The organism is Streptomyces sp. CC208A, from assembly GCF_030010625.1.
In the GTDB taxonomy this organism is placed as follows: domain Bacteria; phylum Actinomycetota; class Actinomycetes; order Streptomycetales; family Streptomycetaceae; genus Streptomyces.
On the sequence record NZ_JASCXN010000014.1, the window covers coordinates 113,635 to 135,790 of the forward strand.

Genomic DNA, 22,156 nt, shown 5'->3' on the forward strand with positions numbered 1-22,156 from the left:
GCGTGGCCCGATCCGTTGGAAACGTGACAGTCGGGCCAATGGTAGGAGGGCGGGCCCGGCCGGGATCCTCGGTGGCATGGCCCAGACAACGGAGCACCGCCCCTCCACCCCCACCCGCACACCCCGTACCCCCCGCTTCCACCGAGCCTGGTCGGTCGCCGCGGTCACCTTCGTCACGATCATCGGCGCGGCGGCCTTCGCCTCCCTCCCGGGCCTGCTCATCGAACCGCTCCACGCCGAGTTCGCGTGGTCACGCGGCACGATCGGCTTCGCGGTCTCCGTGAACCTCGCGCTCTACGGCCTCACGGCCCCCTTCGCCGCCGCGCTGATGGACCGCTTCGGCATCCGCAGGGTCGTCGCCGTGGCCCTCTCCGTCATCGCGCTCGGCTCGCTGCTCACCGTCTGGATGACGGCCGCCTGGCAACTGGTCCTGTACTGGGGGATCCTCGTCGGCCTCGGCAGCGGCTCCATGGCGCTCGCCTTCGCCGCGACCGTCACCAACCGCTGGTTCACCGCCCGCCGGGGCCTGGTCACCGGCATCCTCACGGCGGCCGGCGCCTCCGGCCAGCTCGTCTTCCTGCCGCTCCTGTCCTGGCTGGTCGAGCACCACGGCTGGCGCCCGGCCGCCGTGACCGTCGCCCTCTCCGCCCTGGCCGTCGTCCCCTTCGTCCTCCTCCTGCTCCGCGACCACCCGGCGGACGTCGGACTGCCCCCGTACGGCGGCGAGTACGCCCCCAAGCCGGCCCCCGCCACGGGCGCGGCCCGCCGAGCGGTCACCGTCCTCCTCAAGGCGGCGCGCACGGGCCCCTTCTGGCTCCTCGCCGGCACCTTCGCGATCTGCGGCGCGTCGACGAACGGCCTGGTGAAGACCCACTTCGTACCCGCCGCGCACGACCACGGCATGCCGGTCACGGCGGCGGCCGGACTCCTCGCGGTGATCGGCGTCTTCGACGTCGTCGGCACGATCGCCTCGGGCTGGTTCACCGACCGCTTCGAGGCCCGCCGCCTGCTCGCGGTCTACTACGCGCTCCGAGGCGTCTCCCTCCTCTTCCTCCCGCTCCTCCTCGCCCCCGCCGTCCACCCGCCGATGCTGTTCTTCGTCGTCTTCTACGGCCTCGACTGGGTCGCCACCGTCCCGCCCACGATCGCCCTCTGCCGCGAGCACTACGGCGAGGACTCCGCGATCGTCTTCGGCTGGGTCCTCGCCTCCCACCAGGTGGGCGCCGCCGTGGTCGCCTTCGCGGGCGGCGTCGCCCGGGACGTCTTCGGCTCGTACGACGTCGTCTGGTACGCCTCCGGCGCACTGTGCGCTGCGGCCGCTCTGATGGCGCTGGTGATCCGGCGGCCCCGGCATGATGGAGCCCATGGGGAGCTGGAGAAGTAAGCCGTGGCTGCTGTGGGCGCTGCTGATGGTGCCCGCGGCGGCGACGATCGCGGGGATCGGGACGTACACGCGGGTCCTGGGGCCGGAGGACCCGCCGCGGCCGGGCAGGGAGGACCTGGTGGGGCGGTACGAGGACGGGCACGGGGGCGCGGTGACGCTGAAGGCGGACGGGACAGCGGTGCTGTCGGGGGTCGAGTACGTGAAGGACGACGGCCCTGGAGAGGTCGTCATGGACCGCTGCGAGGACCGGGACGCGAACTGGTCCTTCAACGAGTCCCGCCCGCGCTGGAGTCACGTGGTGAGCATCGGTACCGCCTGCGGCGGCGGGATGAACTGGATACAGTGGGACGTGATCGGCTCCCCGTCCGCCCCGGAGATCGTCTACTACGTAGGCGGCGTCGGATATGCAGGCGACCAGCGCGTCTTCACCCGCCGCTGAACCCCCCGAACCGCCCCCGATAGAACAGCAACGGCCCCCCACCCCCCTCCTCCGCCGCCCCCAGCGCCTCCACCCGCCCCACCACGATCAGATGGTCACCCCCCGTGTGGACGGCGCTGATCGTGCAGTCGATCCAGGCAGGCACTCCGCCCACCCGAGGCGCGCCGGTCACCGGCGCGGGCGTCCACTCCACCCCCGCGAACTTGTCGGCGCCGCTGACCGCGAACGCCCGGCACAGGGCCCCCTGTTCGGCGCCCAGCACATTCACGCAGAAGGTCCCGGCGGCGGCGATGCGGGGCCAGGTGGTCGAGGTCCGGGCGACCATGAAGGCCACGAGGGGCGGGTCGAGCGAGAGCGAGGCGAAGGACTGGCAGGCGAAGCCGGCCGGACCGGCCTCCCCGGCCGCCGTCACGAGGGTGACGCCGCTCGCGAAGTGCCCGAGCACCCGCCGGAACTCCGCCGGGTCGACGGGCGCCCGCTCGTCCTCCCGGACGGCCCGCAGCGCGGGCCGGGGAAGGGGTTCGACGGCCGTGGGCGCCCCGGCCGCTCTCAGGTGTCGGACGGCGGTGGCCGCCATCCCCGCGTGTCCCATCATGTCCAGCATTGAATCTGACGTGGCATCAGATAGGAAGTCCCGCGCAGGCGGTCATCGCCCCTCGTACCGCGCCTCCCGCCGCTCCACGAACGCGGCCACGCCCTCCTGCGCGTCGCGGGTGGTCATGTTCAGTTCCTGGGCGGTCGCCTCCGCCGCGAGGGCGGTCGCGCGGTCGGAGTCCAGGGAGGCGTTGACCAGCTGTTTCGTGAGGGCGAGGGCGCGGGTGGGGCCCTGGGCGAGGCGTTCGGCCCACTCGCGGGCCGTCTTCTCCAGGTCCTCCGCCGGGACCACCCGGTTCACCAGGCCCATCGCCCGCGCCTCCGCCGCCGGCAGGGCGTCGCCGAAGAACATCAGCTCCTTCGCCCGCTGGGGGCCGATCAGGCGCGGCAACAGGTACGCGCCGGCGCCGTCGGGGACGAGGCCCCGGCGGGCGAAGACCTCGACGAAGCGGGCGGTCTCGGCGGCGATCACCAGGTCGCAGGCGAAGGCGAGATGGGCGCCGATGCCCGCCGCCGTGCCGTTCACGGCCGCGATCACCGGCTTCTCGCAGTCCATGACCGCCGTGACGAAGCGCTGGGCGCCCTGCCGGATCATCCGGGCCACGTCCCCGGCCACCCGCTCTCCCGCGTCTCCCGCGGCGGGAGCACCCCGCAGGTCCGCGCCCGCGCAGAAGCCACGCCCGGTGGCGGTGACGACCACGCACCGTACGGCCGGGTCGGCCGACGCCCCGGCCAGCAGGGCGATGATCCGTTCCCGCTGGTCCCAGGTGACCGCGTTCATCGCCTCGGGGCGGTTGAGGGTGATCCACGAGACGCCGTTCTCGACGGTGTGCAGCACATCGGGCTCGGACACGGGGGGCTCCTATCGGCAGACCGCCAGCGCGTCCAGGGCGACCGCGCCCTGCCCGCGCGGCAGCACCATCAGCGGGTTGATGTCCAGTTCGGCGAGGTCGCCGTCGAGTTCGAGGGCCATCCGCTGGACCCGGAGCACGACCTCGACCAGCGCGTCGACGTCGGCCGGCGGCGCGCCGCGTACGCCGTCGAGGAGGGCCCGGCCGCGCAGTTCGTCCAGCATCGAGCGGGCCTCGCGCTCCCCGAAGGGCGGTACGCGGACGGCGGTGTCGTTCAGGACCTCCACCAGGACCCCGCCCAGGCCGACCGTGACCGTCGGGCCGAACAGCTCGTCGCGGGTGACCCCGACGACCATCTCGACGCCCCTCCCCACCATCTGGCAGACGAGGATGCCGTCGAGGTCGATCTGTTCGTAGCGGGCGATGTCGGTGAGGTCGCGGTACGCGTCCCGCACCTGGCTCGCCGACGTCAACCCGACCTTCACAAGTCCGAGCTCCGTCTTGTGGGCGAGCTGCGCGCCCGACGCCTTCATCACCACCGGGTAGCCGACGAGCCCGGCGGCCCGGACGGCCGCCGCCGCGCTGGTGACGAGCTGCTCGCGCGGGACGCGGATGCCGTACGCGCGCAGCAGCTGCTTGGCGGCGTGCTCGCTGAGCCGCTGCCCGGGCCGCATCAGGGCCTGGGCCTTGCGGAAGGAGGGGGAGGGGGTGCGGGGGGCCTCGTCGAAGGGGGAGCGGTAGTCGGCGGTGAAGCGGTGGTGGTCGAGGTAGGCCCTCACGGCGCCGATGCAGTTGCCGAAGGTGCGGAAGGTGGCGACGCGGGAGGAGCCGAGGAGGGTGGTGCGGTAGGCGTCCTCGGTGCCGACGGGCGAGCCCCAGACGACGCACACCAGCTTGTCGGTGGCCTCGGCCGCCTCCACGAGGTCCTGCGCGAGCCGGTCGCTCATGGGCGGGAAGGGCCCGGTGATCGGGCAGATCAGCACACCCACCGACGGGTCGGCGAGGATCGCGTCGATGATCTTCCGGCCGCGCCAGTCACCGACCGGATGCCCGCCGTTGTCGACGGGATTGGCGACGCTGAGGTACTCCGGGATCCACTGGTGGAGCTCGTCCTGCTTCGCCTGCGGGAGGGTGGGCAGGCTGAGCCCGGCCGCCGTCGCGAGGTCGGCGAAGTGGGCGCCCGTACCGCCGGAGATCGAGTAGACGACGACGCCGTCCGCGAGGGGGCGGCGGGCGCGGGCGAGCAGGGTGGCGGTGTCCTGGAGCTGGTCGAGGCCGTCGACGCGGATCACCCCGAACTGCCGCATCGCCGCGTCCACCACCCGGTCCGCGCCGGTCAGCTTCCCGGTGTGGGAGGCGGCGGTACGGGCCCCGGTCTCGGTCCTGCCGACCTTCACGGCCACCACCGGCACGCCCTCGCGGGCCGCGCGGTCGGCGGCGAGGAGGAAGGAGCGCCCGTCCTTGAGCCCCTCGACGTACGCGGCGATGGCGCCGACCTCCGGGAGGGAGGCGAAGTACGAGACGAAGTCGGCGGTCTCCAGATCGGCCTCGTTGCCGGTCGGCGCCCAGTGGGAGAGCCGGACGCCCAGCTCCTGGAGGGTGAAGACGGGCCGGCCCTGGTGCCCGGACTGGGTGATGAGGGCGACGGCGGGCCCTTCGAGGTCGTCGCGGAAGCGCTCGAAGGCGTTGAGGTTGGTGTTGGGCCCGAGCAGCCGGACCCCGGTACGCCGCACGGCCTCGGCGAGCCGCTCCTGCGCGGCGGCCCCGGCGGCCCCCGCCTCGGCGAACCCGGAGGCGAAGGCGACCGCGAACCGCACCTTCGCCTCCCCCAGCTCCTCGATGACCGGCAGCGGATCGGCGACGAGCAGGACGGCGAGGTCGACGGGTCCGGGGATGTCCCTGACGGACGGCACGCAGTCGAGCCCGAAGACGGTGGTACGCGTCGGATGCACGGGTACGAGCTCCGCGCCGACCCGCTCCGCCCAGGCGAGCAGCTGCCGGGTGATCCCCGTGCGGGGCCGCCCCTCGGCGTCGGAGGCGCCGACGACGGCGACGGACCGGGGCCGGAAGAACCGGTCGAGATCGGGAACCTCGGCGTACAGCGCCCGCCCGCTGACGTCCCGGTCGCCGGGCGCGGCGGCCCGCCCGTGGACGGCGGTGCGGGGCGACTCCCCGCAGGCGTCCACCCGGGCGCGCAGACCGGTGGTGAAGGTGCCGTGAGTCGATCCAAGCATCGTTCCGCTCCGCCCTTCCGTTCAGGACGCGTCCCGGACAAGTGACCTGACGCTCAGTCAGATTACAGAACTGACGAGTAGTCAGGAATAGGCGGAGCGGAGGAAGCGCGAAGGACCGCCGAGCGGGCCCCGGCGTGCGGACCGCTACGGCTTCGGCCCCTGCTTCCGCCGCGTGCGGGCGATCCGGCGGGCGATCCGTTCCGCGTCCAGGGCCAGTTCCCTCAGCATGCCGCTGATGGGGTTGGTGAAGCCGGTGAAGTAGAGCCCGGGTGCGTGGCGGGGGCTGCGGGCGCCCCGTACGAGGGGGCGGCCTCGGGGGTCGAGGACGTCGAGGTGGCCGACGAGGGGTTCCAGGGCGCGGCGGTAACCGGTGGCGGCGATCACCGCGTCGGGGGCGATCCGGGTGCCGTCCGTGAGGACGACCTCGCGGCCGTCCAGGTCCTCGACGGCCGCGACGACCTCGACCTTGCCCGCCCGGATCGCGGCGACGAGGCCGACGTCCTGGACGGCGATGGCGCCTTCCCGGGCGCGGGTGGCCAGGCCGGTGGTCGGGCGGGGGAGGCCGTACGCGGAGAGGTCCGGGGTGGCGAAGCGGGTGAGGGCCCGGCCGAGCAGGTCGACCAGGGCGGTCGGGAGGCGGCGGACGAGGATGCCGCTGCGCTGGGCGGGCCAGCCGGCGGTGGTGCGGCGGAGGATGTGGGGGGCGGTGCGGACCGCGATGCGGACGCGCGCGGCGCCGCCCTCGGCGAGGTCGGCGGCGATCTCGGCGCCGGTGTTGCCGATGCCGACGACGAGGACGTCCTTGCCCGCGTAGGGGGCCGGGTTCCGGTACTCCCGCGCGTGGACGAGCTCGCCCTCGTACGTGCCGAGCCCCGGCCAGCGCGGCAGGCTCGGCGTGTGGTTGAACCCGGTGGCGACGACCACGGCCCGGCCGGTCAGCCGCCGCCCGCCGGTCGCGTGCAGCACCCAGCCGCCGGTCCCGTCCTCCGCGCGCTCGATCCGGTGCACCTCGACGCCCGTGACCACGTCGAGGTCGTGCTTCTCGGTGTACGCCTCCAGGTAGCGGACCAGGTCGGCGCGGGCGACCCAGCGGCCGTACGAGCGGGGTATCCGCATCCCGGGCAGGGCGGAGAGGCGCCGGGTGGTGTGCAGGTGCAGCCGGTCGTAGTGGCCGCGCCAGGAGGTGCCGACCGCGTCGGACTTCTCCAGGACGACGGCCCGGACGCCACGGGCGCGCAGGGTGGCGGCGACCGCGAGCCCGCCGGGGCCGGCGCCGATGACGTACACCGGTTCTTGGGGGGTGGTGGTGACCATGAATGCTGAGCGTAATGACGTGTACACGTAGTGGGTCTCGGTCAAGAGGGATTTCGGTTGCGAAACGGTCACGCCGTACGAGCCCTTGCGGAGCGCGGGCGGGGTGCGCTGAACTGACGTACCGTCAGATAGCTGGGCTCCGCCGAGGAGGAACGCGCATGCAGACCGTCTGGCTCACCGGCGCCGAATGGCTCGCCGTCCTCCGCATCGGCCTCGGCCTGTGGTGGCTGGAGAGCTGGCGCCACAAGGACCGCAAGGGCTGGTTCGAGCGCGGCACCGGCATTGCGTGGGCGGCGGACGTGGCGGGCAAGCACCGGTGGGCGGCGGTGCGCAACGGCTTCGAGGTGGTCGTCGCCCCCCGCCCCAAGCTCATGGCGTACGTCGTCGTCTACGCCGAACTCGCCCTGGGGCTAGGCCTGATCGCCGGCTTCCTCACCCCCATAGCCCTGGCCTGCGGCCTCCTCCTCAACCTCCTCTACCTCGTCCTCATGATCCACGACTGGGCCGAGCAGGGGCAGAACGCGATGATGGCGCTGATCTCCCTCGTGGCCCTCTTCGCGATGTCCTGGCAGACCTGGTCCCTCGACGCGGCGATCGGACTCTTCTCATGACGGCCACCCCCGACATCGACGCCTTCACCCGCCCCTACTGGGACGCCGCCGCCGAGGGGTGTCTGCTCCTCCGCCGCTGCCGGGCCTGCGACCGACCCCACCACTACCCGCGCGAGTTCTGCCCCCACTGCTGGAGCGAGGACGTGGTGTGGGAGCGGGCGAGCGGCCGCGCCACGCTCTACACGTGGTCCGTCGTCCACCGCAACGACCTCCCGCCCTTCGGCGACCGCGTCCCGTACGTGGCGGCGGTGGTCGACCTGGAGGAGGGGCCGCGCATGATGACGGAGGTGGTGGATGTGGGGGAAGGCGACCTTCGTATCGGCATGCCCCTCACGGTCGCTTTCCGTGAGGGGGCGGACGGGGTGACGGTGCCGGTCTTCGGCGCGGGGGCTACAGGGGGCTGATATTGCGCCAGAGTTGGGCCCGGTTGCCGGAGTCGCAGGTGTAGGTCATGAGGAACGGGGGGCCCACCTGAAGGCAGTTGCCATTGCCGACGTTCTTGATCGTCCGGCCCGACGATGTGGTGGCGTGAATCTTCCACGACTGGTTGCTGGAGCCGTTGCAGGTGGTGGCCGTGGCGCTGGGGTTGCCGTTCGGCTGGAGGCAGTGGCCGGTCTTCTTGTTGACCAGGCGGAAGGTGCCGTTGCCGTTGGAGACGTACGTCCAGGAGTAGTAGATCGGCGTGCCGATGCCGTCGGTGGACCCACAGTCGTAGGTGTTGGCGATGACGGCGTACTCGGCGTTGTACTCACCCAGGCACTTTCCATCGGAGACGTTCTCCAGTGAGTGCGTCCCCGAGGGCCCCGAACCGCCCCCGCCGGAGGTCGGCGTCGGCGACGGCTTGGGGGCCGTGGTGGTCGTGGTCGCGGTGGGGCGGGGCGCGGCGGTCGTGGGGCGGGGGGCGGTGGTGGTCGTGCCGCCGGAGGTGGAGGAGCCGCCTGAGGCGGACGAGCCTCCGGAGGTGCTGCCTCCTGACGTACTGCTGGAGCCCCCAGAGGTGCCTCCCGACGTACCTCCCGAGGTCGACGAACCGCCACCGCCGCCGCCACCGCCCGTGGCCGAGCCCCCGCCCGCGCTCCCGCCCCCGTCCGCAGGCGGAGCCGGCGGCTGCGCAGGCGCCTCGCTCGTCGAGGCGGACGCCGACGCGGACACCGACGCGGAGGTGGACGACGAGGCGGAAGCGGACGACGGCGGCGCCGACGTCGGAGTGCCGGACGGCGAGCCCGCCGGCGGAGGCAGCACCGCTGTCGGGGACGTGGAGGGCCGCCCCTCCGCGCCCGCGCGCCCGATCTCGTACGGACCGAGCGCCAGCGTCAGCGTCGTACCGGTGGTGACCACGACGGGCACGGCCAGCAGGACGATCCGGTTCCGCCGCCTGCGGTGGTCCTTCCCCGCCGCCGGTTTCCCGGTGAGGGCGTACGCGGGGTCGGCCGGGGACGGGACCGGCGGCTGCGGGGTCAGCGGGGCCGTGGCCACGTCCTGCGAGGGGTCGGCGGCCTCCAGCTCGGCCAGCGCCTCGGCGCTCGGCGCCCCGGCCGCGAAGGCGGCCCGTTCGGCGATCCGCGCCGCCACGGCCTCCGGCCACGCGACCCCGGCCGCGCGCGCGTCCGCGTGCCCGACGAGCTCGGCGGCGGTCGGCCGGTCGTCGGGCTCCTTGGCGAGGCAGGTGCGGACGAGGTCGGCGAGGTCCTGGTCGGTGTCCTCCAGGCGGCCGAAGTCGGGCTCGCCGTGCACGACCCGGTAGAGCAGGTCGTGCCCGGACCCGTCGCCGAAAGGAGGCCGCCCGTTCGCCGCGTACAGCACGAGACTGCCGAGCGCGAAGACGTCCGCAGCCCCCGTCAACTGCTTGTCGGCCACGGCCTGTTCGGGAGCCATGTACGCCGGCGTCCCGATGATCATGCCGGTCTTCGTCAGCCGGCTCTGGTCGGCCGCCCGCGCCACGCCGAAGTCGATGAGCGAGAGCCCGTCCCCGGTCAGCATCACGTTGGACGGCTTGAGGTCCCGGTGCACCATGTCGGCCGCGTGCACCGCCCGCAGCCCCGCCGCCGCCTCCCGCAGCAGCCGCCACAGCGCGTCGGCGGGCAGCGGCCCGCCGTGGAGCCGCAGCGCGTCGCTGAGCGTCACGCCCGGGATGAACTCGGTCGCGAACCACGGCGGTTTCGCCAGCCGGTCGCTCGCCAGCAGCTTCGTGCTGGCCCCCGAGGGCAGCCGCGCCAGGTTGTCCAGCTCGTGCCCGAAGTGGTCCAGGAAGTCCTTGTCCTCGGCGAGCGTCGGCAGCACCCGCTTGACGGCCGCGTACGTCCCCGGCACCGCGCCCAGGTACACGCGGCCCATCCCGCCGGACCCGAGCACGCCGAGCAGGCGGAAGGCACCGATGCGGCGCGGGTCGTCCGCGTCGAGCGGGACCGCACCGCTGCCGACCAAATTAGAGTCGTTTTCCAGTTCCCCCTGCATGGGGCACAGGGTAGCCCAGCGCGCACGACACCTGAATGCGGGCCAAGTCCTTGTTACCGGGCTGTGGTTGAAGGTTCGGTGAAGGGAAAGGGCCTTCCCGGGGAAGCCGGGAAGGCCCTTCGCGTACGCCCGCCCCTCAGGCCCGGGAGGTGTCCTCGACGAACGCGGCCCAGGAGGCGGGGGAGACGGCGAGCCGGGGACCGTGGGGGACCTTGGAGTCACGGACGTGGACGGTGGTGGGGTGGGCGGCCACCTCGACGCAGTTGCCGCCCTCGGGGCCGCTGTAGCTGGACTTCCGCCAGTCGTAGGCGACTTCGATGCAGTTGCCGCCGGAGGCGTCGCTGTAGCTGCTCTTGAACCAGGCCAGATCCGCGGTACTCATTGTTCTCCCAGCAGTTTCTCGATCCAGGTCAGGGACTCCCGCTTGGTGAGTGCCTGTGAGCGCAGGATTCCATAGCGCTCGGAGAAGTGGCGAACCTCTTCCGGGTCGGTGATCAGCCGCGCGTGCCCGTAGATCTCGGTGTACGCGACCTCCCGCCGCCCCGGTGGCGTCAGGAGGGTGAACGGGCCTCCCAGGTAAGGGTGGTCATCCCTGTCGAGCGGAAGAACCTGCAACTCCACGGTCCGCCGCTGACCCACCTCCAGGATGCGCCGGAGCTGTTCCCGGTGGACCTCGCGCCCGCCGAAGGGCCGGAGCAGGACGACCGCCTCCAGCACAAAGGTGAACGTCGGCGCGGGCCACCGCTCGAAGAGCGCGTGCCGCGAGATGCGGTCGGCGATCCGCTTCTCGATCGTCTCCTCGTCCAGCATGGGACGACGGTGCTCGAACAACGCCCGCGCGTACGCAGGCGTCTGCAAGATGCCCGGCACCGCCTGCACCTCGTAATAGTGCGCCGCCAGCGCCCGCGCCTCCTCCGCCGCGAAGCTCTGGAACCAGTCCGGGTGCCGCACCCGGGCCCGGGCGAGCGCCTTCTCCGTGTCCTCCACGGCCGCCGCCAGCACGCCCTCGGCGTTCAGCGCCGTGTCCGCCCGCAGCAGGAAATCCGGCTGCGGGATCCGCACTCCCCTCTCCATCGAGGAGATCAGATCATCGCTGCAATGCGTGATCTCGGCGAGCTCCACCTGACTGAGGCCCGCGTTCTGCCTCAGCACCTTGATGATCTTCCCCAGCGCCTTGAACAAGTGCGCCGTACCGTCCACTTCGGAGGGCCGTTCCAGCCGCTCCACGTGCTTCCCCGACATCCGTACCGCCCTCTTGGCGTGCCCGTACCGTCACTCAGCGTCGAAGCTGCGCTCCTGGTGAGCGTACGACCGAGGCCCCACTCTCGGTGTCATGAAGCCGGAAATCACCACCCCGACAAGTGAGTGCGCGCCGGAGTTCGCGCTCCGTCTGTCCCCCACGCCCCGGGGCGCACGCCTGGCCCGCCTCCTGGCGGCGCAGCAGCTGCGCGACTGGGGCGTGGCGGGCCCGGCGGCGGAGGCGGCGGAGCTGGTCGTGGCCGAACTGGCGAACAACGCGGTGCTGCACGGCCGCGTCCCCGGCCGGGACTTCGAGCTCCGCATGGAGCGTGCCGGGGACCGCGTCCACCTCGAACTCTCCGACGCCCGCGCCGACCGCCGCCCGTCACCCCACCCGAGCCCCGAGGAGGGCGGCTACGGCCTGTTGCTCGTAGCCGCCCTCGCCACCACATGGGGCGTCAAGGCGCGCACGGTCGGCAAGACGGTCTGGGCGACGGTCCCGCTGTGACCGGCTGCACGGATCAGGCGAAGAGGTTGAACGTCCGCCCGAACTGGACGTTGTACACCCGCTCCAGGGGGCGGAACGGCGTCCGCCACGCGCCCGTGCCCCGGTAGAGGCCCGCCGCCGGGCTGCCGTACTCCTGGAAGGTCACGTACAGGTCGGGCCTGCCGTCCTTGTTCACGTCGCCGGAGCCGATCAGCTCCTTGTAGCCGCCCCAGCCGCCGCCGATGCGGGTGCGGGGCGCGAAGGTGCCGTCGCCCTTGCCGAGGTACAGCCACAGGACGCCGTCCTTGTCGCGGGCGACGAGGTCTCCGGGGGCGGCGCCGCCGATGTTGCCGGTGGCGGTGAGCTGGTTGTAGACGCCCCAGCCGCCGCTGCCGATCAGGCGGCGCGTGGCGAAGGGCGCGGAGGCGGAGCCCGTGCCCCGGTACATCCACAGTCGGCCGGACTTGTCGGTGGCGACCAGGTCGGGGCGGCCGTCGCCGGTGAGGTCGCTGCCGCCGGCCAGGTGGACGTACGTGTTCCAGCCGCCGCCGATCCGGGTCCGGGTGGCGAACGGGGCCTTCCCGTCGCCGGTGCCCCGGTACAGCCAGAGCACGCCGTCCCGGTCGCGGGCCACGAGGTCGGGGGAGGCCGTCCCGCCGAGGTTGCCGGTGGCCTCGATCCGGTCGTAGACCTGCCAGCCGCCGCCGACGCGCGACTCCGGGTTCTGGCGGGTCTCCCGCCAGTCGGGGTGGTGGTGGACGTCCTGGATCCACAGCACGCCCGTGGTGTCCCGGGCCAGGATGTCCGGCGACCCGTCGCTGTCGTAGTCGTGCGCGCCGGCCTTGCGGGTCACGGTGAAGGTGCCGGACTTCTTCAGGGCGGGTCCGATGCCGTTGCGCGGGGTCGCGGTGATCTGCCAGGTGTACGGGCCGGCCGAGGCGGCGGTCCAGAAGTCGGGCTTTCCCTGCCAGCTGAGCGTTCCGTTCCAGTCGAACCGCATCGGCTGCGGGTCCTCGTCCCGCGTCGACTGGGTGACGTTCTCCGTGACGGACTCGCCGGTGCGGGTGTTGCGGACGGTGACCGTCATGTCGACGTTGTTCCGGCTGAGGTACCAGGCCATGGAGAGCTTGCCGCCGGTGCGGTCGAGGTCCACCGTCGCGGGGACGGTGTGGCGGAGCAGCGTGACCTGCGTCGGCGCGCCCGTGGCGGCGAGTCGGGTGGCGACCGGGACGCCGTCCGTGCCGGGGGCGATCCGGTAGAGGCCCTCGCCGCCGGCGGCGGTGCCGCCGAGGAAGCCGTGCGCGTCGCCCGGGGCGTCGATGTCGGACACCGTGTGGTCGAGGAGCTTGCGGGTGGCGGTGGAGGTGAGGCTGCGGGCGGTCAGCGCGTTGGCCGGGTCGGCGCTGTACTCCTGGAGGCCGCCGGGGCGGGAGTACGTGACCCACTTCCCGACGAGGCCGATGAAAAGGCGGCGCGCCTCGGCCACCTTGAAGCGCTGGACCTTCCGGGTGGAGCGGTCGAGGACGACGACGGTGGTGGCCGTCCCCTCGGCCTCGGTCCAGGCGAGGTACCCGGCGGAGAGGGCGAAGTCGGTGTAATCGCCGGGGGTGCCGGTCCGGTGGGTGGAGGTGACGGTGGCGGAGGCGATGTCCAGGACCGCCAGGTGGCGGACGAGGGTCTCCCCCGAGCCGGTCGTGTACCGCACCAGGGCCTCGCCGCCCGCCGCCGCCACGACGTGCTGCCCGGCCGCGCCGAGGGGCAGTCCGGTGGCCGTCCGGCGCACCGGACCGTTCGCGCCGGGGGAGTGGAGTTCGAGGGGGCCCTCGCCCGATTCGCTCGCGACGGTGAAGACGGTGGAGCCGACGGCCCCCACGTACCGGTTCGGGCGCAGCGGCACGGAGAGGAGTTCCTTGCCCGCCGCCATGTCCCGCAGGGTGACGGTGTCGTAGCCCCGGACCGCGACCACGTCCGAGTCGCGGGAACCGAAGGCCGTGGCCTCGCGCGGGAAGGTCGTCACCGCCCCGTCGGACAGGCGGGTCCAGCGCTGGATGTTCGGATCCTCCGCGTCCCAGCTGAGGAACCCGGTCCGGCCCAGGCCCCAGATGGTGTCGCCGGGCTTGAGGAGGGGGGCCGTGGCGTCGGCGGTCCCCGCGATCGCGGCGACGGGTACGGAGCCGGTCGGGGCGGCACCGGCCGGCAGCACGGCCGGACCGGCGGTGGCCATCAGGACGACGGCGATGACGGCGCCGAGGCGGCGGGCGGCGGTGGATCTGTGGTGGGTCACAGGGGCGTGCCTCTCAGGGGTGCGGAGGGGAAGGCGGGGTCAGTAGAGCTGGTGGTCGCTCCACAGGGAGCCGACGTGCTGCCTGGCGGCGAACGGCGTCGCCCACCGGCCCGTGCCCCGGTGGAGGAGAAGGGACGTCTGCGGCGAGTCGGCGGCCGGATCCGGGGACACGTACTCGGCGACGAGGTCGTTGCGGCCGTCGCCGTCCAGGTCGCCGACGCCGAGGATCTGCTGGTAGTGCTGCCAGCCGCCGCCGATGCGGGTGCGGGGGGCGAAGGTGCCGTCGCCCTTGCCGAGGTAGAGCCAGAGGACTCCGGCGCGGTCGCGGGCGACGAGGTCGCCGGCGGCGGCGCCCGCTAGGTTGCCGGTGGCCGTGATCTGGTTGTAGGTCTGCCAGCCGCCGCCGATCTTCACCCGGGGCTTGAAGGGGGCCTTGGCGTTGCCGGTGCCGGGGTAGAGCCACAGGACGCCGGACTTGTCGGCGGCGAGGAGGTCGTTGCGGCCGTCGCCGGTCAGGTCGGAGCCGCCGGTGAGCTTGTCGTACACCTGCCAGCCGCCGCCGATCCGGGTGCGCGGTGCGAAGGGCGCCTTGTGGGTGCCCTTGCCCTCGTAGACCCAGAGCACGCCGGAGCGGTCGCGGGCGACGAGGTCGGCGTCGCGGGTGCCGCCGATGTTCCCGGTGGGGGTGATCCGGTCGTACACCTGCCAGCCGCCGCCGACAAGGACCTCGTACCGGTCCTGGCTCGATGCGCGGTTCCGGAGCTGCCGGAGGTCGTACGAGAAGAGGTAGCCCCCGTAGAGGGAGAGCACGTCCGGCGAGCCGTTGCCGTCGAAGTCGCGCGGCCGGGGCGCGCGGGTCAGCGTGAAGGTGCCCTTGCGCTCGACGGCCGGGCCGATGCCGTTGGCGGGCTCGGCGCGCATCGTCCAGGTGTAGGCGCCGTTGTAGGCCGGGAGGCCGTCGCGGTACAGGCCGTTCCAGGCGAGCGGGAACGTGGTCACTCCCTCGTCGGGCTTCGTGTCGGCGATCTTCACGGTCCGGCCGGAGGCCGTGTGGGTCAGCGTCAGCGAGACCTTCGCGTTGAACCGGCTGAGCGTCCAGCCGACCGGCAGCCCGCCGCCCGCGCGGTCGAAGTCGAAGGTGCCGGTCGGCGGCAGGGTCTCCTTCACCACGGTGAGGGCGGTCGGCAGGTGGGAGGTGCGTACGAGCGTCGCGGCGGGCTTGCCGGTGGCGGCGTCCAGGGCGATCCGGTACAGGCCCTCGCCGTGGGCGACGGTACCGCCGACGGCGAGCAGGCCGCCGTCGCCGTCGGGGACGAGCGACGACGCGTGGTCCAGGAGCGGGAACGATTCGCCGGTCCTCACCGAACGGACGGCGACCGGGTGGAGGTCGTTCGGGAAGAGCGCGGTGCCGCCGCCCGGCTTGGTGTACGCCACCCAGTCGCCGAGGGCGTGGAGCACGGTGCCGTTCGCGTAAGCCGGGGAGTCCCACGGCACCGACTGGACCTGGTCCGTGCCCCTGGGGGCGACGACCATCCTCTTGTTCACCGAGTAGGGGTCCTCCGCCCAGGCGATGTGGGTCGGCGTCAGGGTGACGGACTCGACGGACGTCGTGTACCTGAGGGCGTACGACTCGACGATCTCGCCGGTGGCCACGTCCACCACTCCGAGCCTCCGCGACGCGGTGCCCGGCGAACGGAGGATCACCGCGAAGGTGCCGGGGCCGGTGACGTAGTCCCGCCAGGAGTCCCAGCCCGCCGACAAGGGGACCGTTCGGGAGACGACCTTTCCGGCCTCCAGGGAGACCAGGTGGTGCCGGGCCACGCCGTCCACCGAACCCGACATCACCAGCGTGCTCCCGACCACCTGCCGGAGCGTGCGGTGGGCGGCCTCCGCGCCGAGCACGGACGTGTCGATCACGACCGGGTCCGCCGCCCCGCCCATGTCGGTGAGCGTGTACACCGTCCCGGACTGGGAGACGACGAGGTCCGTGCCGGGGCTGCCCCAGTAGGCCCCGGCGGGCAGCGTCGTGGTGACGCCGTCCGCGTGGCGGGTCCACCGGTGGACGGTGCCGGTGCCGGTGCCCGTACGGGTGAGCATGCCGGTCCTGCCCGTGCTGACGACCACCGAGCCGACGGGGACGGTCAGCGGCGCGGCCGTCTCGGCCGTGGCCCGCACGGTGACCGGGGTCGCCGGTCCGGCCGCGAACGCCGGGGCCGCCAGGCCGCCGGCCGTCACGGCGAGGGCGACGGTGACGGCCAGGGCGAGCCGTCCGGCGGCCGGGCTGAGGTGCTTCACGGGGATTCCTCCCGAGGTCCGTGGTCGAGGCGTCCGCGCGCCTCGACCACAGGACCGATGAAGGCCGTTCAGGGTTGTACGGCCTTCCGGGATTCGTTCCTCAGTTCGTCAAGTCCGGTTCAGGACACGTTGGTGAACTTGCTTCCCTCACCCGCGTACAGCGGCGTGCCGACCCGCACGAAGGGGTTGTCGGAGGTGGAGCCGGTCGACTTGTAGACGTACGTGCCGCCGGGGCCGTACGCGATCATGTCCGGGCGGCCGTCGGCGTCGACGTCGCCGGCGCCGACGAGGTGGGTGAAGGCGTTCCAGCCGCCGCCGACCCGCACGCGCGGGGCGAAGCGGTAGCCGTCGCTCTTGTAGAGCCACAGGACGCCGTCCTTGTCGCGGGCGACGAGGTCGCCGCCCGCGTCGCCCGCGATGTTCCCGACGGCCGTCAGCTGGTTGTAGACGTTCCAGCCGCCGCCGATCCGGATCCGCGGGGCGTAGGGCGCGGAGGCGTTGCCGGTGCCCTTGTAGAACCACAGGACGCCGGAGGTGTCGGCGGCGAACAGGTCCGCCTTGCCGTCCGCGCCGAGGTCCGAGCCGCCCGCGAGCTGGTGGTAGACGTTCCAGCCGCCGCCGACGCGGACGCGGGGCGCGAAGGTGCCGTCGCCCTTGCCGGCGTACTGCCAGAGCACGCCGGAGCCGTCGAGCGCGACCAGGTCGCCGACCCCGTTGCCCACGATGTTCCCGACGGCCTCGATCTGCTTGTACGTGTTCCACCCGCCGCCGACCCGGGTGCGCTGGGCGGCCTCGATCCGGCCGTTCACCGGCCGGTCCCGCAGGTCGTCGCGCCACAGCACGCCGCCGGCGTCGCGGGCAAGGACGTCGGTGGAACCGTTGTTCGTGTAGTCGTGCGGGTTGGGGGTGCGGGTGAGGTTCATGAGCCAGCCCTGGTAGACGGGCCCGTCGGTGCCGTCGAGCGAGGTCGCCTCGGCCTCCACGGCGTAGGTGCCGTTCGGCGCGTCCACGCCGTCGATCGTGCCGTCCCAGACGAGGGAGAAGTCGGCGCCGTCGACGGAGGCGGCCGCACGCGCCCGGAACGTCCGGTCCGTGGCGGTGTGCGTGAGCGTGACGTCCAGGGACGCGTCGGGGCGCGACAGCGTCCAGCCCAGGGTCACCGTGCCGCCGGTCTTGTCGAGGTCGACCGTGCCGGGGACGTGGACCTGCTCGATCTCCAGCGGGCGCGGCGGGGCCGTCTCTGCCACCTTCGTGACCGTGGGGGCGGCGCTCTCCGCGGCGGTGATCCGGAACAGGCCCTCGCCGTCGGCGGCCCGGTCGCCGTTCACCAGCAGGCTGCCGTCGGCGACGGCCGACAAGCCGCGGACGTGGTCGAGGAAGCCGCTCCTCGTGCCGTCGCGGAGGTCGACGACCTGCGGGGTGGACGACTCGTCGCCGACGACCAGCCAGTCGCCGACGACCAGCCAGTCGCCGACGAGTTCCGCGTACGACTTCTCGGTCCGGCTGCCGACGTGGGTCTCCTTCCTCTCGCCCGTCGCGCGGTCGACGGACGTGACGAACAGGCCGGTGCCGGACCGGTAGTCGAGCCAGGCGGCGTACGAGTCGGAGAGCATCAGGTTGCTGAAGCCGTAGCCGGACTCGACGGCGGCGTACGTCTCGGTGGCCCGCAGGGCCGCCAGGTCGATCACGGCCCGGCCGCCGGTCCGCGCGCCCTCGGGGCCCGTCTCGTACCCGACGAAGGCGCGGCCGTCCCTGACCGGTCCGCCGCCGAAGAAGTCGGTGGCGTCCGCGGGCAGCCCCGTGACCGCCTGGGTCCGCAGCGTCGTGCCGTCCTTGGTCACGACGCACAGCTCCGCCGTGCCGTCGGCCTTCGTCACCTGGGCGAGGACGCTCGTCGGGCTCAGCACGCCCACGTAGTTCGCGTTCAGCGCGGTGAGGTCGATGTCCACGCCGGGGGCGGACGGGGTGGCCATGTTCCGCAGCGTGAGCTTCCGCATCTCGGAGGTCCAGCCGGCGTCGCCGAGGACGAGCACGTCGCTGCCCGCCATGGTCCAGGAGCCGCCCTCGGGCTTCTTGACCCAGGTCGACGCCCCGCCGCCGTACGGCGTCCAGAGCAGGTACGTGCCGTGGCTGGTGACGGAGGCGCCGAGGAAACCGGTGCTGCCCGCACCGCCGAGGCCGTAGCCCTCGGGGAAGAGGAGCAGGCCGGTGTCCCGGTTCGCCCCGGCGGCGGCGGGCGTGGCCGCGTAGGCCGCCGGCGCCGCGGCGAGCGCGCCCGCGCCGAGCGCGGTGACGGCCAGGACGGCCGTGACGGCGGCGGCGAGACGGGTACCGGTGGTGCGGAACTGCACAGTGAACCCCCATGGGAAGACCGGCACGGGAAGTGCCGTGCCCGGTCAGACTCATGATCGGTTCGATGGGTTGTACGAGAGATCGGGAAACCGTTCGCCCTCTCAGCCGCCCGCCCGTCACCCGCCCGTCCGCTCCACCACCCCCCGCACGTACGCCGCCTGCCCCGCGTGCTGCAGGTCATCCGCGATCACCGACACCAGCCGGACGCCCAGCGTCACCGGCGGGTCCCAGGAGGTGTCGACGACGCGGTCCAGGTCCGGGTCCGTGAGGGGGGCCAGGAGGGAGGCCGTCCGGTCGTGGACGGCGTCGTGGTAGCCGAGGAGCAGCGTGGCCGGGGCCCGTACGGCTCCGACCTGGGCGGACGTGTGGCCGTAACCCGTCGCGGCGGGCGGGAACGGCAGGTCGAAGCGGTCCCGCCAGCCGTCCGGGTGCCACAGCTGCTCCGTGCCGAAGGCACCCGCCAGGTGGTCGTCCTGGATGCGGGTGAGGTGCCAGACGAGCCAGGCGATCGAGTTGGCGTCGGGATCGATCCTGGCCGCGAGGTCGTCCTCGCCGAGGCCCTTCACGGCCTCGTGGACGGCCTCCCGGATCCGTCCGAAGGAGTCCAGCAGCAGACCGGCACTGTTCATCACGCCCCCTGGGGGTCGTGCGCCTTCCGCCACCGGGCCAGCTCCGCCTCGACGTCGAAGGGCGTCAGGTTCAGCGGCGGGCCCGCCGGCGGGCGGCGCAGGGCTTCCGCGATCTTGGTGTTGATCTCGCCGAGGATGCGCCGGACCTGGCTCTCCGAGACGGCCCCGGCCACCGCCTCGGCGGCGTCCTCCGCATCCTTGCGCAGCCGGAGGGCGGGCGGCAGCGCCGACATGCCCTCGCGGTGCGTCTTCTCCTTGATCCACCACAGCGGGTCGTAGGGCGCCGTGTCGTCGGGTGGGGGTCCCCCCGGACGAAGTCTGGGGGAGGCTTGCCGAAGCCGGGGAGGGCCCGGAACTCGCCGCGCTCGGCCGCCTCACGGATCTGCCGGTCGACGAAGGACTCGAAGCTGACGCCGGGCGGTTTCCGATCGGTCATGTGTCCAGCGTACGTATCGGGGCCGGGACGCATGTGGTGCACTCGGTCTACTGCGACGGCCGGTCTTCCGGCACTCTAAGGCCGTTCAACGCGCGTAAACCCCTGTCGCTCCACGTCACGGAGGATGCATGCGTCACCCGCGTACGACACGGACCACCGCCCGGATCCCCGCCAGGCTCCCCGTCCTCGGCACCCTCTTCGCGCTCCTCGCCGGCCTGCTCACGGTCCTCGGCACGGCCGGCACCGCCCATGCCGCGCCGGTCTTCAAGGCCCCGTTCCCCTGCGGCCAGAAGTGGACCTACAGCCACCACTCCGCCGAGGTCCGCCAGGCCCTCGACTTCGTCCGCGCCGACGGCGGCACCACCGCCGGCACCCCCGTCCTGGCCTCGGCCTCCGGCACCGCCTACCGCTACTCGCAGCCCTCCGGCGCGGGCAACTACATCGTGATCGAGCACGGCGGCGGCTGGAAGACGTACTACTTCCACCTCAGCGCCTACTCGGTCGCGCACGGCGCCGCCGTCTCCCAGGGCCAGCAGATCGGCACCACCGGCTCCACCGGCAACAGCTCCGGCGCCCACATCCACTACGAGCAGCTCTACAACGGAGTCGGCCAGACCATCGTGATCAACGGCGTCTCACTCGCGCCCTACCCCGGCTCGTACGGCTCCAAGTACCTGACCAGCGACAACGGCTGCTCGGGCGGGGGCGGCGGCAAGTACTGGGTGGACACCTTCGCCAACGCCACCGGCTACGCGGCCGCCAACACCAACGACCCCCAGGGCGTCCTGTACAAGGGCACGAACTACGTCTACTGCAAGGTCTGGGGCCAGGAGATCCGCGACTCCTCCGGCAACTACAACCACTGGTGGCTGCGCACCGACCTCGACTCGGTCTACTCCGGCAAGAACGGCTACGGCGCGTACGTCTCCGCCTACTACCTGTCCCGCTGGGGCAACGACGAGGCCCGCGACAACAACGGGACCGTGATCCCGAACTGCTGAAACGCCCGCCGAAACGGGCAGGAGCCCCGTCTCGTGCCGCACCTGCGGCACGGAGCGGGGCTCCTTGGGTACTGCTCTAGAAGATCACGATCGCCACTACGGCGTTCAGATCGCGGTGACGTTCTCCGCCTGCGGACCCTTCGGGCCCTGGGTGACGTCGAAGCTCACCTGCTGGTTCTCCTCAAGCGAGCGGAAGCCGTTCGCGTTGATCGCGGAGTAGTGGACGAAGACATCCGGGCCGCCGCCTTCCTGGGCGATGAAGCCAAAGCCCTTTTCAGCGTTGAACCACTTGACGGTTCCGGTAGCCATGAGCCCTCCTATGGGCCAAAGGGTCGCCCTGCTCCAGAACCTGCAAACAAGTCTGAAAACTACAAAAGCCTGCGGGTCACATGCTCCGCAGGCTCTGTACTGCAAGGGAAACCAAACTGCAACTTGCGTCGAGCGTAGCACGCAGTGTGTGGAGAGCGATAGAGGGAAAGATCACGTCACCCGCGTGTTTGACCCGCGCCTAACGCGCTGACGCGCTGACGCGCCACGCCGCCGTCCTCCCCCGCGGGAGAGGGGTCTAGCCTCGGCGCTGTGGACAATGCGAACGACGAGCACCAGCGCAGCCGGCCCCGGGTCGGACACATCCAGTTCCTGAACTGCCTGCCCCTCTACTGGGGCCTCGCCAGGACCGGCACGCTCCTCGATCTGGAGCTCACCAAGGACACCCCGGAGAAGCTGAGCGAGCGGCTCGTCCGCGGCGGTCTCGACATCGGCCCGATCACCCTCGTGGAGTACCTCCGCCACGCCGACGACCTGATCGCCCTCCCCGACATCGCGGTCGGCTGCGACGGGCCCGTCATGTCCTGCGTGATCGTCTCCCAGCGGCCCCTGGAGGAGCTGGACGGCTCCCGCGTCGCGCTCGGCTCCACCTCCCGGACCTCGGTCCGCCTCGCCCAGCTGCTGCTCGCCGAGCGGTACGGGGTCGAGCCCGCGTACTACACCTGCCCGCCCGACCTGGGCCTGATGATGCAGGAGGCGGAGGCGGCGGTGCTCATCGGCGACGCGGCCCTGCGCGCCTCGCTGCACGACGCGCCCCGGCTCGGGCTCCAGGTCCACGACCTCGGCCTGATGTGGAAGGAGTGGACGGGACTGCCGTTCGTCTTCGCCGTCTGGGCGGCCCGCAAGGAGTACCTGGCGCGCGAACCGGAGACCGTCCACGACGTCCACCGCGCCTTCCTCGCCTCCCGCGACCTCTCCCTCGACGAGGTCACCAAGGTGGCGGAACAGGCGGCCCGTTGGGAGGCATTCGACGCCGAGCTGCTCGAACGGTACTTCCGCACGCTCGACTTCCGCTTCGGCCCCGAGCAACTCGCCGGAGTACGCGAGTTCGCCCGCCGCACCGGACCGACGACCGGATTTCCGGCCGATGTGACGGTCGATCTGCTGCCGCCGGAATAGACCCCCAGCGGAGCCGGGCAATTCACGCCCGCATTTCCCGGCCGGGAGCCGCGTCACACGCTCGCATTCCCTTCACGGGATTCACGCAAGGGAACGTTCATCGGAA

At 72.6% G+C, this 22,156-nt stretch carries 19 protein-coding genes and 1 pseudogene; 7 read left to right on the forward strand and 13 right to left on the reverse strand.

The window, feature by feature from the left end:
• Positions 1 to 76: 76 nt before the first annotated feature.
• Both QK442_RS17560 and QK442_RS17565 read left to right on the forward strand, forming a co-directional pair.
• Positions 77 to 1,384, forward strand: coding sequence for an MFS transporter (locus QK442_RS17560; protein WP_282694888.1), 1,308 nt, complete (start codon positions 77 to 79; stop codon positions 1,382 to 1,384).
• Positions 1,365 to 1,823, forward strand: coding sequence for a hypothetical protein (locus QK442_RS17565; RefSeq protein ID WP_282694889.1), 459 nt, complete (start codon positions 1,365 to 1,367; stop codon positions 1,821 to 1,823). Before QK442_RS17560 ends, QK442_RS17565 begins: the two co-directional genes overlap by 20 nt.
• On the opposite strand, the gene QK442_RS17570 is transcribed toward QK442_RS17565, so the two are convergent.
• The 4 genes from QK442_RS17570 to QK442_RS17585 form a co-directional block, all read right to left on the reverse strand.
• Entirely contained in the window at positions 1,810 to 2,418 is a 609-nt protein-coding gene (locus tag QK442_RS17570) for a flavin reductase family protein (RefSeq protein WP_282694890.1), read from the reverse strand. The two genes, QK442_RS17565 and QK442_RS17570, sit on opposite strands and share 14 nt — an antisense overlap.
• A 51-nt stretch (positions 2,419 to 2,469) precedes the next feature.
• Positions 2,470 to 3,198 carry an enoyl-CoA hydratase-related protein gene (locus QK442_RS17575; protein ID WP_282694949.1) on the reverse strand — a complete coding sequence of 243 codons (729 nt, stop codon included), beginning with the start codon at positions 3,196 to 3,198 and terminating at the stop codon, positions 2,470 to 2,472.
• An 81-nt stretch (positions 3,199 to 3,279) separates the two neighbouring features.
• Complete coding sequence (locus QK442_RS17580; RefSeq protein ID WP_282694891.1) at positions 3,280 to 5,502, reverse strand: acetate--CoA ligase family protein; 2,223 nt, start codon at positions 5,500 to 5,502, stop codon at positions 3,280 to 3,282.
• A 144-nt stretch (positions 5,503 to 5,646) separates the two neighbouring features.
• The gene (locus tag QK442_RS17585) at positions 5,647 to 6,816 is read right to left on the reverse strand and encodes an NAD(P)/FAD-dependent oxidoreductase (protein ID WP_282694892.1); all 1,170 of its coding nucleotides are present in this window, start codon (positions 6,814 to 6,816) and stop codon (positions 5,647 to 5,649) included.
• Between the two features lie 158 nt (positions 6,817 to 6,974).
• On the opposite strand from QK442_RS17585, the gene QK442_RS17590 reads away from it, so the two are divergent.
• Complete coding sequence (locus tag QK442_RS17590) at positions 6,975 to 7,427, forward strand: DoxX family membrane protein (protein WP_282694893.1); 453 nt, start codon at positions 6,975 to 6,977, stop codon at positions 7,425 to 7,427.
• Entirely contained in the window at positions 7,424 to 7,831 is a 408-nt protein-coding gene (locus QK442_RS17595) for a Zn-ribbon domain-containing OB-fold protein (RefSeq protein WP_282694894.1), read from the forward strand. The genes QK442_RS17590 and QK442_RS17595 overlap by 4 nt, the downstream gene beginning before the upstream one ends.
• Here the strand turns inward: QK442_RS17595 and QK442_RS17600 are convergent.
• The 3 genes from QK442_RS17600 to QK442_RS17610 form a co-directional block, all read right to left on the reverse strand.
• Positions 7,818 to 9,881 (reverse strand): serine/threonine protein kinase, encoded by a 2,064-nt coding sequence (locus tag QK442_RS17600; RefSeq protein ID WP_282694895.1) that lies wholly within the window; start codon positions 9,879 to 9,881, stop codon positions 7,818 to 7,820. The genes QK442_RS17595 and QK442_RS17600 overlap by 14 nt on opposite strands.
• 136 nt (positions 9,882 to 10,017) lie before the next feature.
• Positions 10,018 to 10,263, reverse strand: coding sequence for a DUF397 domain-containing protein (locus QK442_RS17605; protein WP_282694896.1), 246 nt, complete (start codon positions 10,261 to 10,263; stop codon positions 10,018 to 10,020).
• Positions 10,260 to 11,123, reverse strand: a complete 864-nt coding sequence (locus tag QK442_RS17610; protein WP_282694897.1) for a helix-turn-helix transcriptional regulator — start codon at positions 11,121 to 11,123, stop codon at positions 10,260 to 10,262. The genes QK442_RS17605 and QK442_RS17610 overlap by 4 nt, the downstream gene beginning before the upstream one ends.
• A 91-nt stretch (positions 11,124 to 11,214) precedes the next feature.
• On the opposite strand from QK442_RS17610, the gene QK442_RS17615 reads away from it, so the two are divergent.
• Positions 11,215 to 11,628 carry an ATP-binding protein gene (locus QK442_RS17615; protein WP_282694898.1) on the forward strand — a complete coding sequence of 138 codons (414 nt, stop codon included), beginning with the start codon at positions 11,215 to 11,217 and terminating at the stop codon, positions 11,626 to 11,628.
• A 13-nt stretch (positions 11,629 to 11,641) separates the two neighbouring features.
• Here QK442_RS17615 and QK442_RS17620 read toward each other — a convergent pair whose 3' ends face one another.
• From QK442_RS17620 to QK442_RS17640, 5 genes and pseudogenes are all read right to left on the reverse strand, one after another.
• Complete coding sequence (locus QK442_RS17620) at positions 11,642 to 13,891, reverse strand: VCBS repeat-containing protein (protein WP_282694899.1); 2,250 nt, start codon at positions 13,889 to 13,891, stop codon at positions 11,642 to 11,644.
• Between the two features lie 39 nt (positions 13,892 to 13,930).
• Complete coding sequence (locus tag QK442_RS17625; RefSeq protein ID WP_282694900.1) at positions 13,931 to 16,186, reverse strand: VCBS repeat-containing protein; 2,256 nt, start codon at positions 16,184 to 16,186, stop codon at positions 13,931 to 13,933.
• A gap of 119 nt (positions 16,187 to 16,305) precedes the next feature.
• Entirely contained in the window at positions 16,306 to 18,537 is a 2,232-nt protein-coding gene (locus QK442_RS17630) for a hypothetical protein (RefSeq protein WP_282694901.1), read from the reverse strand.
• Between the two features lie 117 nt (positions 18,538 to 18,654).
• Positions 18,655 to 19,167: a DUF664 domain-containing protein gene (locus QK442_RS17635; protein ID WP_282694902.1), complete on the reverse strand. Its 513-nt coding sequence runs from the start codon at positions 19,165 to 19,167 to the stop codon at positions 18,655 to 18,657.
• Positions 19,167 to 19,603, reverse strand: a pseudogene (locus tag QK442_RS17640) (DUF1992 domain-containing protein). Before QK442_RS17640 ends, QK442_RS17635 begins: the two are co-directional and overlap by 1 nt.
• Positions 19,604 to 19,731: 128 nt before the next feature.
• Here QK442_RS17640 and QK442_RS17645 point away from each other — a divergent pair.
• On the forward strand, positions 19,732 to 20,604 hold the full coding sequence (locus QK442_RS17645; protein WP_282694903.1) for a M23 family metallopeptidase: 873 nt from the start codon (positions 19,732 to 19,734) through the stop codon (positions 20,602 to 20,604).
• Between the two features lie 105 nt (positions 20,605 to 20,709).
• Here QK442_RS17645 and QK442_RS17650 read toward each other — a convergent pair whose 3' ends face one another.
• Entirely contained in the window at positions 20,710 to 20,913 is a 204-nt protein-coding gene (locus QK442_RS17650) for a cold-shock protein (protein ID WP_043442843.1), read from the reverse strand.
• Positions 20,914 to 21,183: 270 nt separating this feature from the next.
• Here QK442_RS17650 and QK442_RS17655 point away from each other — a divergent pair, with 270 nt between their 5' ends.
• Positions 21,184 to 22,050 carry a menaquinone biosynthesis protein gene (locus QK442_RS17655; protein ID WP_282694904.1) on the forward strand — a complete coding sequence of 289 codons (867 nt, stop codon included), beginning with the start codon at positions 21,184 to 21,186 and terminating at the stop codon, positions 22,048 to 22,050.
• Positions 22,051 to 22,156 lie beyond the last annotated feature (106 nt).

What these genes read in the sequence shown, in the direction of transcription:
- QK442_RS17580 (WP_282694891.1), bottom strand. Translation starts at nt 5,502, where the DNA reads ATGCTTGGATCGACTCACGGCACCTTCACCACCGGTCTGCGCGCCCGG.
- QK442_RS17565 (WP_282694889.1), top strand. Translation starts at nt 1,365, where the DNA reads ATGGGGAGCTGGAGAAGTAAGCCGTGGCTGCTGTGGGCGCTGCTGATG.
- QK442_RS17600 (WP_282694895.1), bottom strand. Translation starts at nt 9,881, where the DNA reads ATGCAGGGGGAACTGGAAAACGACTCTAATTTGGTCGGCAGCGGTGCG.
- QK442_RS17610 (WP_282694897.1), bottom strand. Translation starts at nt 11,123, where the DNA reads ATGTCGGGGAAGCACGTGGAGCGGCTGGAACGGCCCTCCGAAGTGGAC.
- QK442_RS17590 (WP_282694893.1), top strand. Translation starts at nt 6,975, where the DNA reads ATGCAGACCGTCTGGCTCACCGGCGCCGAATGGCTCGCCGTCCTCCGC.
- QK442_RS17650 (WP_043442843.1), bottom strand. Translation starts at nt 20,913, where the DNA reads ATGGCTACCGGAACCGTCAAGTGGTTCAACGCTGAAAAGGGCTTTGGC.
- QK442_RS17605 (WP_282694896.1), bottom strand. Translation starts at nt 10,263, where the DNA reads ATGAGTACCGCGGATCTGGCCTGGTTCAAGAGCAGCTACAGCGACGCC.
- QK442_RS17560 (WP_282694888.1), top strand. Translation starts at nt 77, where the DNA reads ATGGCCCAGACAACGGAGCACCGCCCCTCCACCCCCACCCGCACACCC.
- QK442_RS17575 (WP_282694949.1), bottom strand. Translation starts at nt 3,198, where the DNA reads ATGAACGCGGTCACCTGGGACCAGCGGGAACGGATCATCGCCCTGCTG.
- QK442_RS17645 (WP_282694903.1), top strand. Translation starts at nt 19,732, where the DNA reads ATGCGTCACCCGCGTACGACACGGACCACCGCCCGGATCCCCGCCAGG.
- QK442_RS17615 (WP_282694898.1), top strand. Translation starts at nt 11,215, where the DNA reads ATGAAGCCGGAAATCACCACCCCGACAAGTGAGTGCGCGCCGGAGTTC.
- QK442_RS17570 (WP_282694890.1), bottom strand. Translation starts at nt 2,418, where the DNA reads ATGATGGGACACGCGGGGATGGCGGCCACCGCCGTCCGACACCTGAGA.
- QK442_RS17635 (WP_282694902.1), bottom strand. Translation starts at nt 19,167, where the DNA reads ATGAACAGTGCCGGTCTGCTGCTGGACTCCTTCGGACGGATCCGGGAG.
- QK442_RS17595 (WP_282694894.1), top strand. Translation starts at nt 7,424, where the DNA reads ATGACGGCCACCCCCGACATCGACGCCTTCACCCGCCCCTACTGGGAC.
- QK442_RS17585 (WP_282694892.1), bottom strand. Translation starts at nt 6,816, where the DNA reads ATGGTCACCACCACCCCCCAAGAACCGGTGTACGTCATCGGCGCCGGC.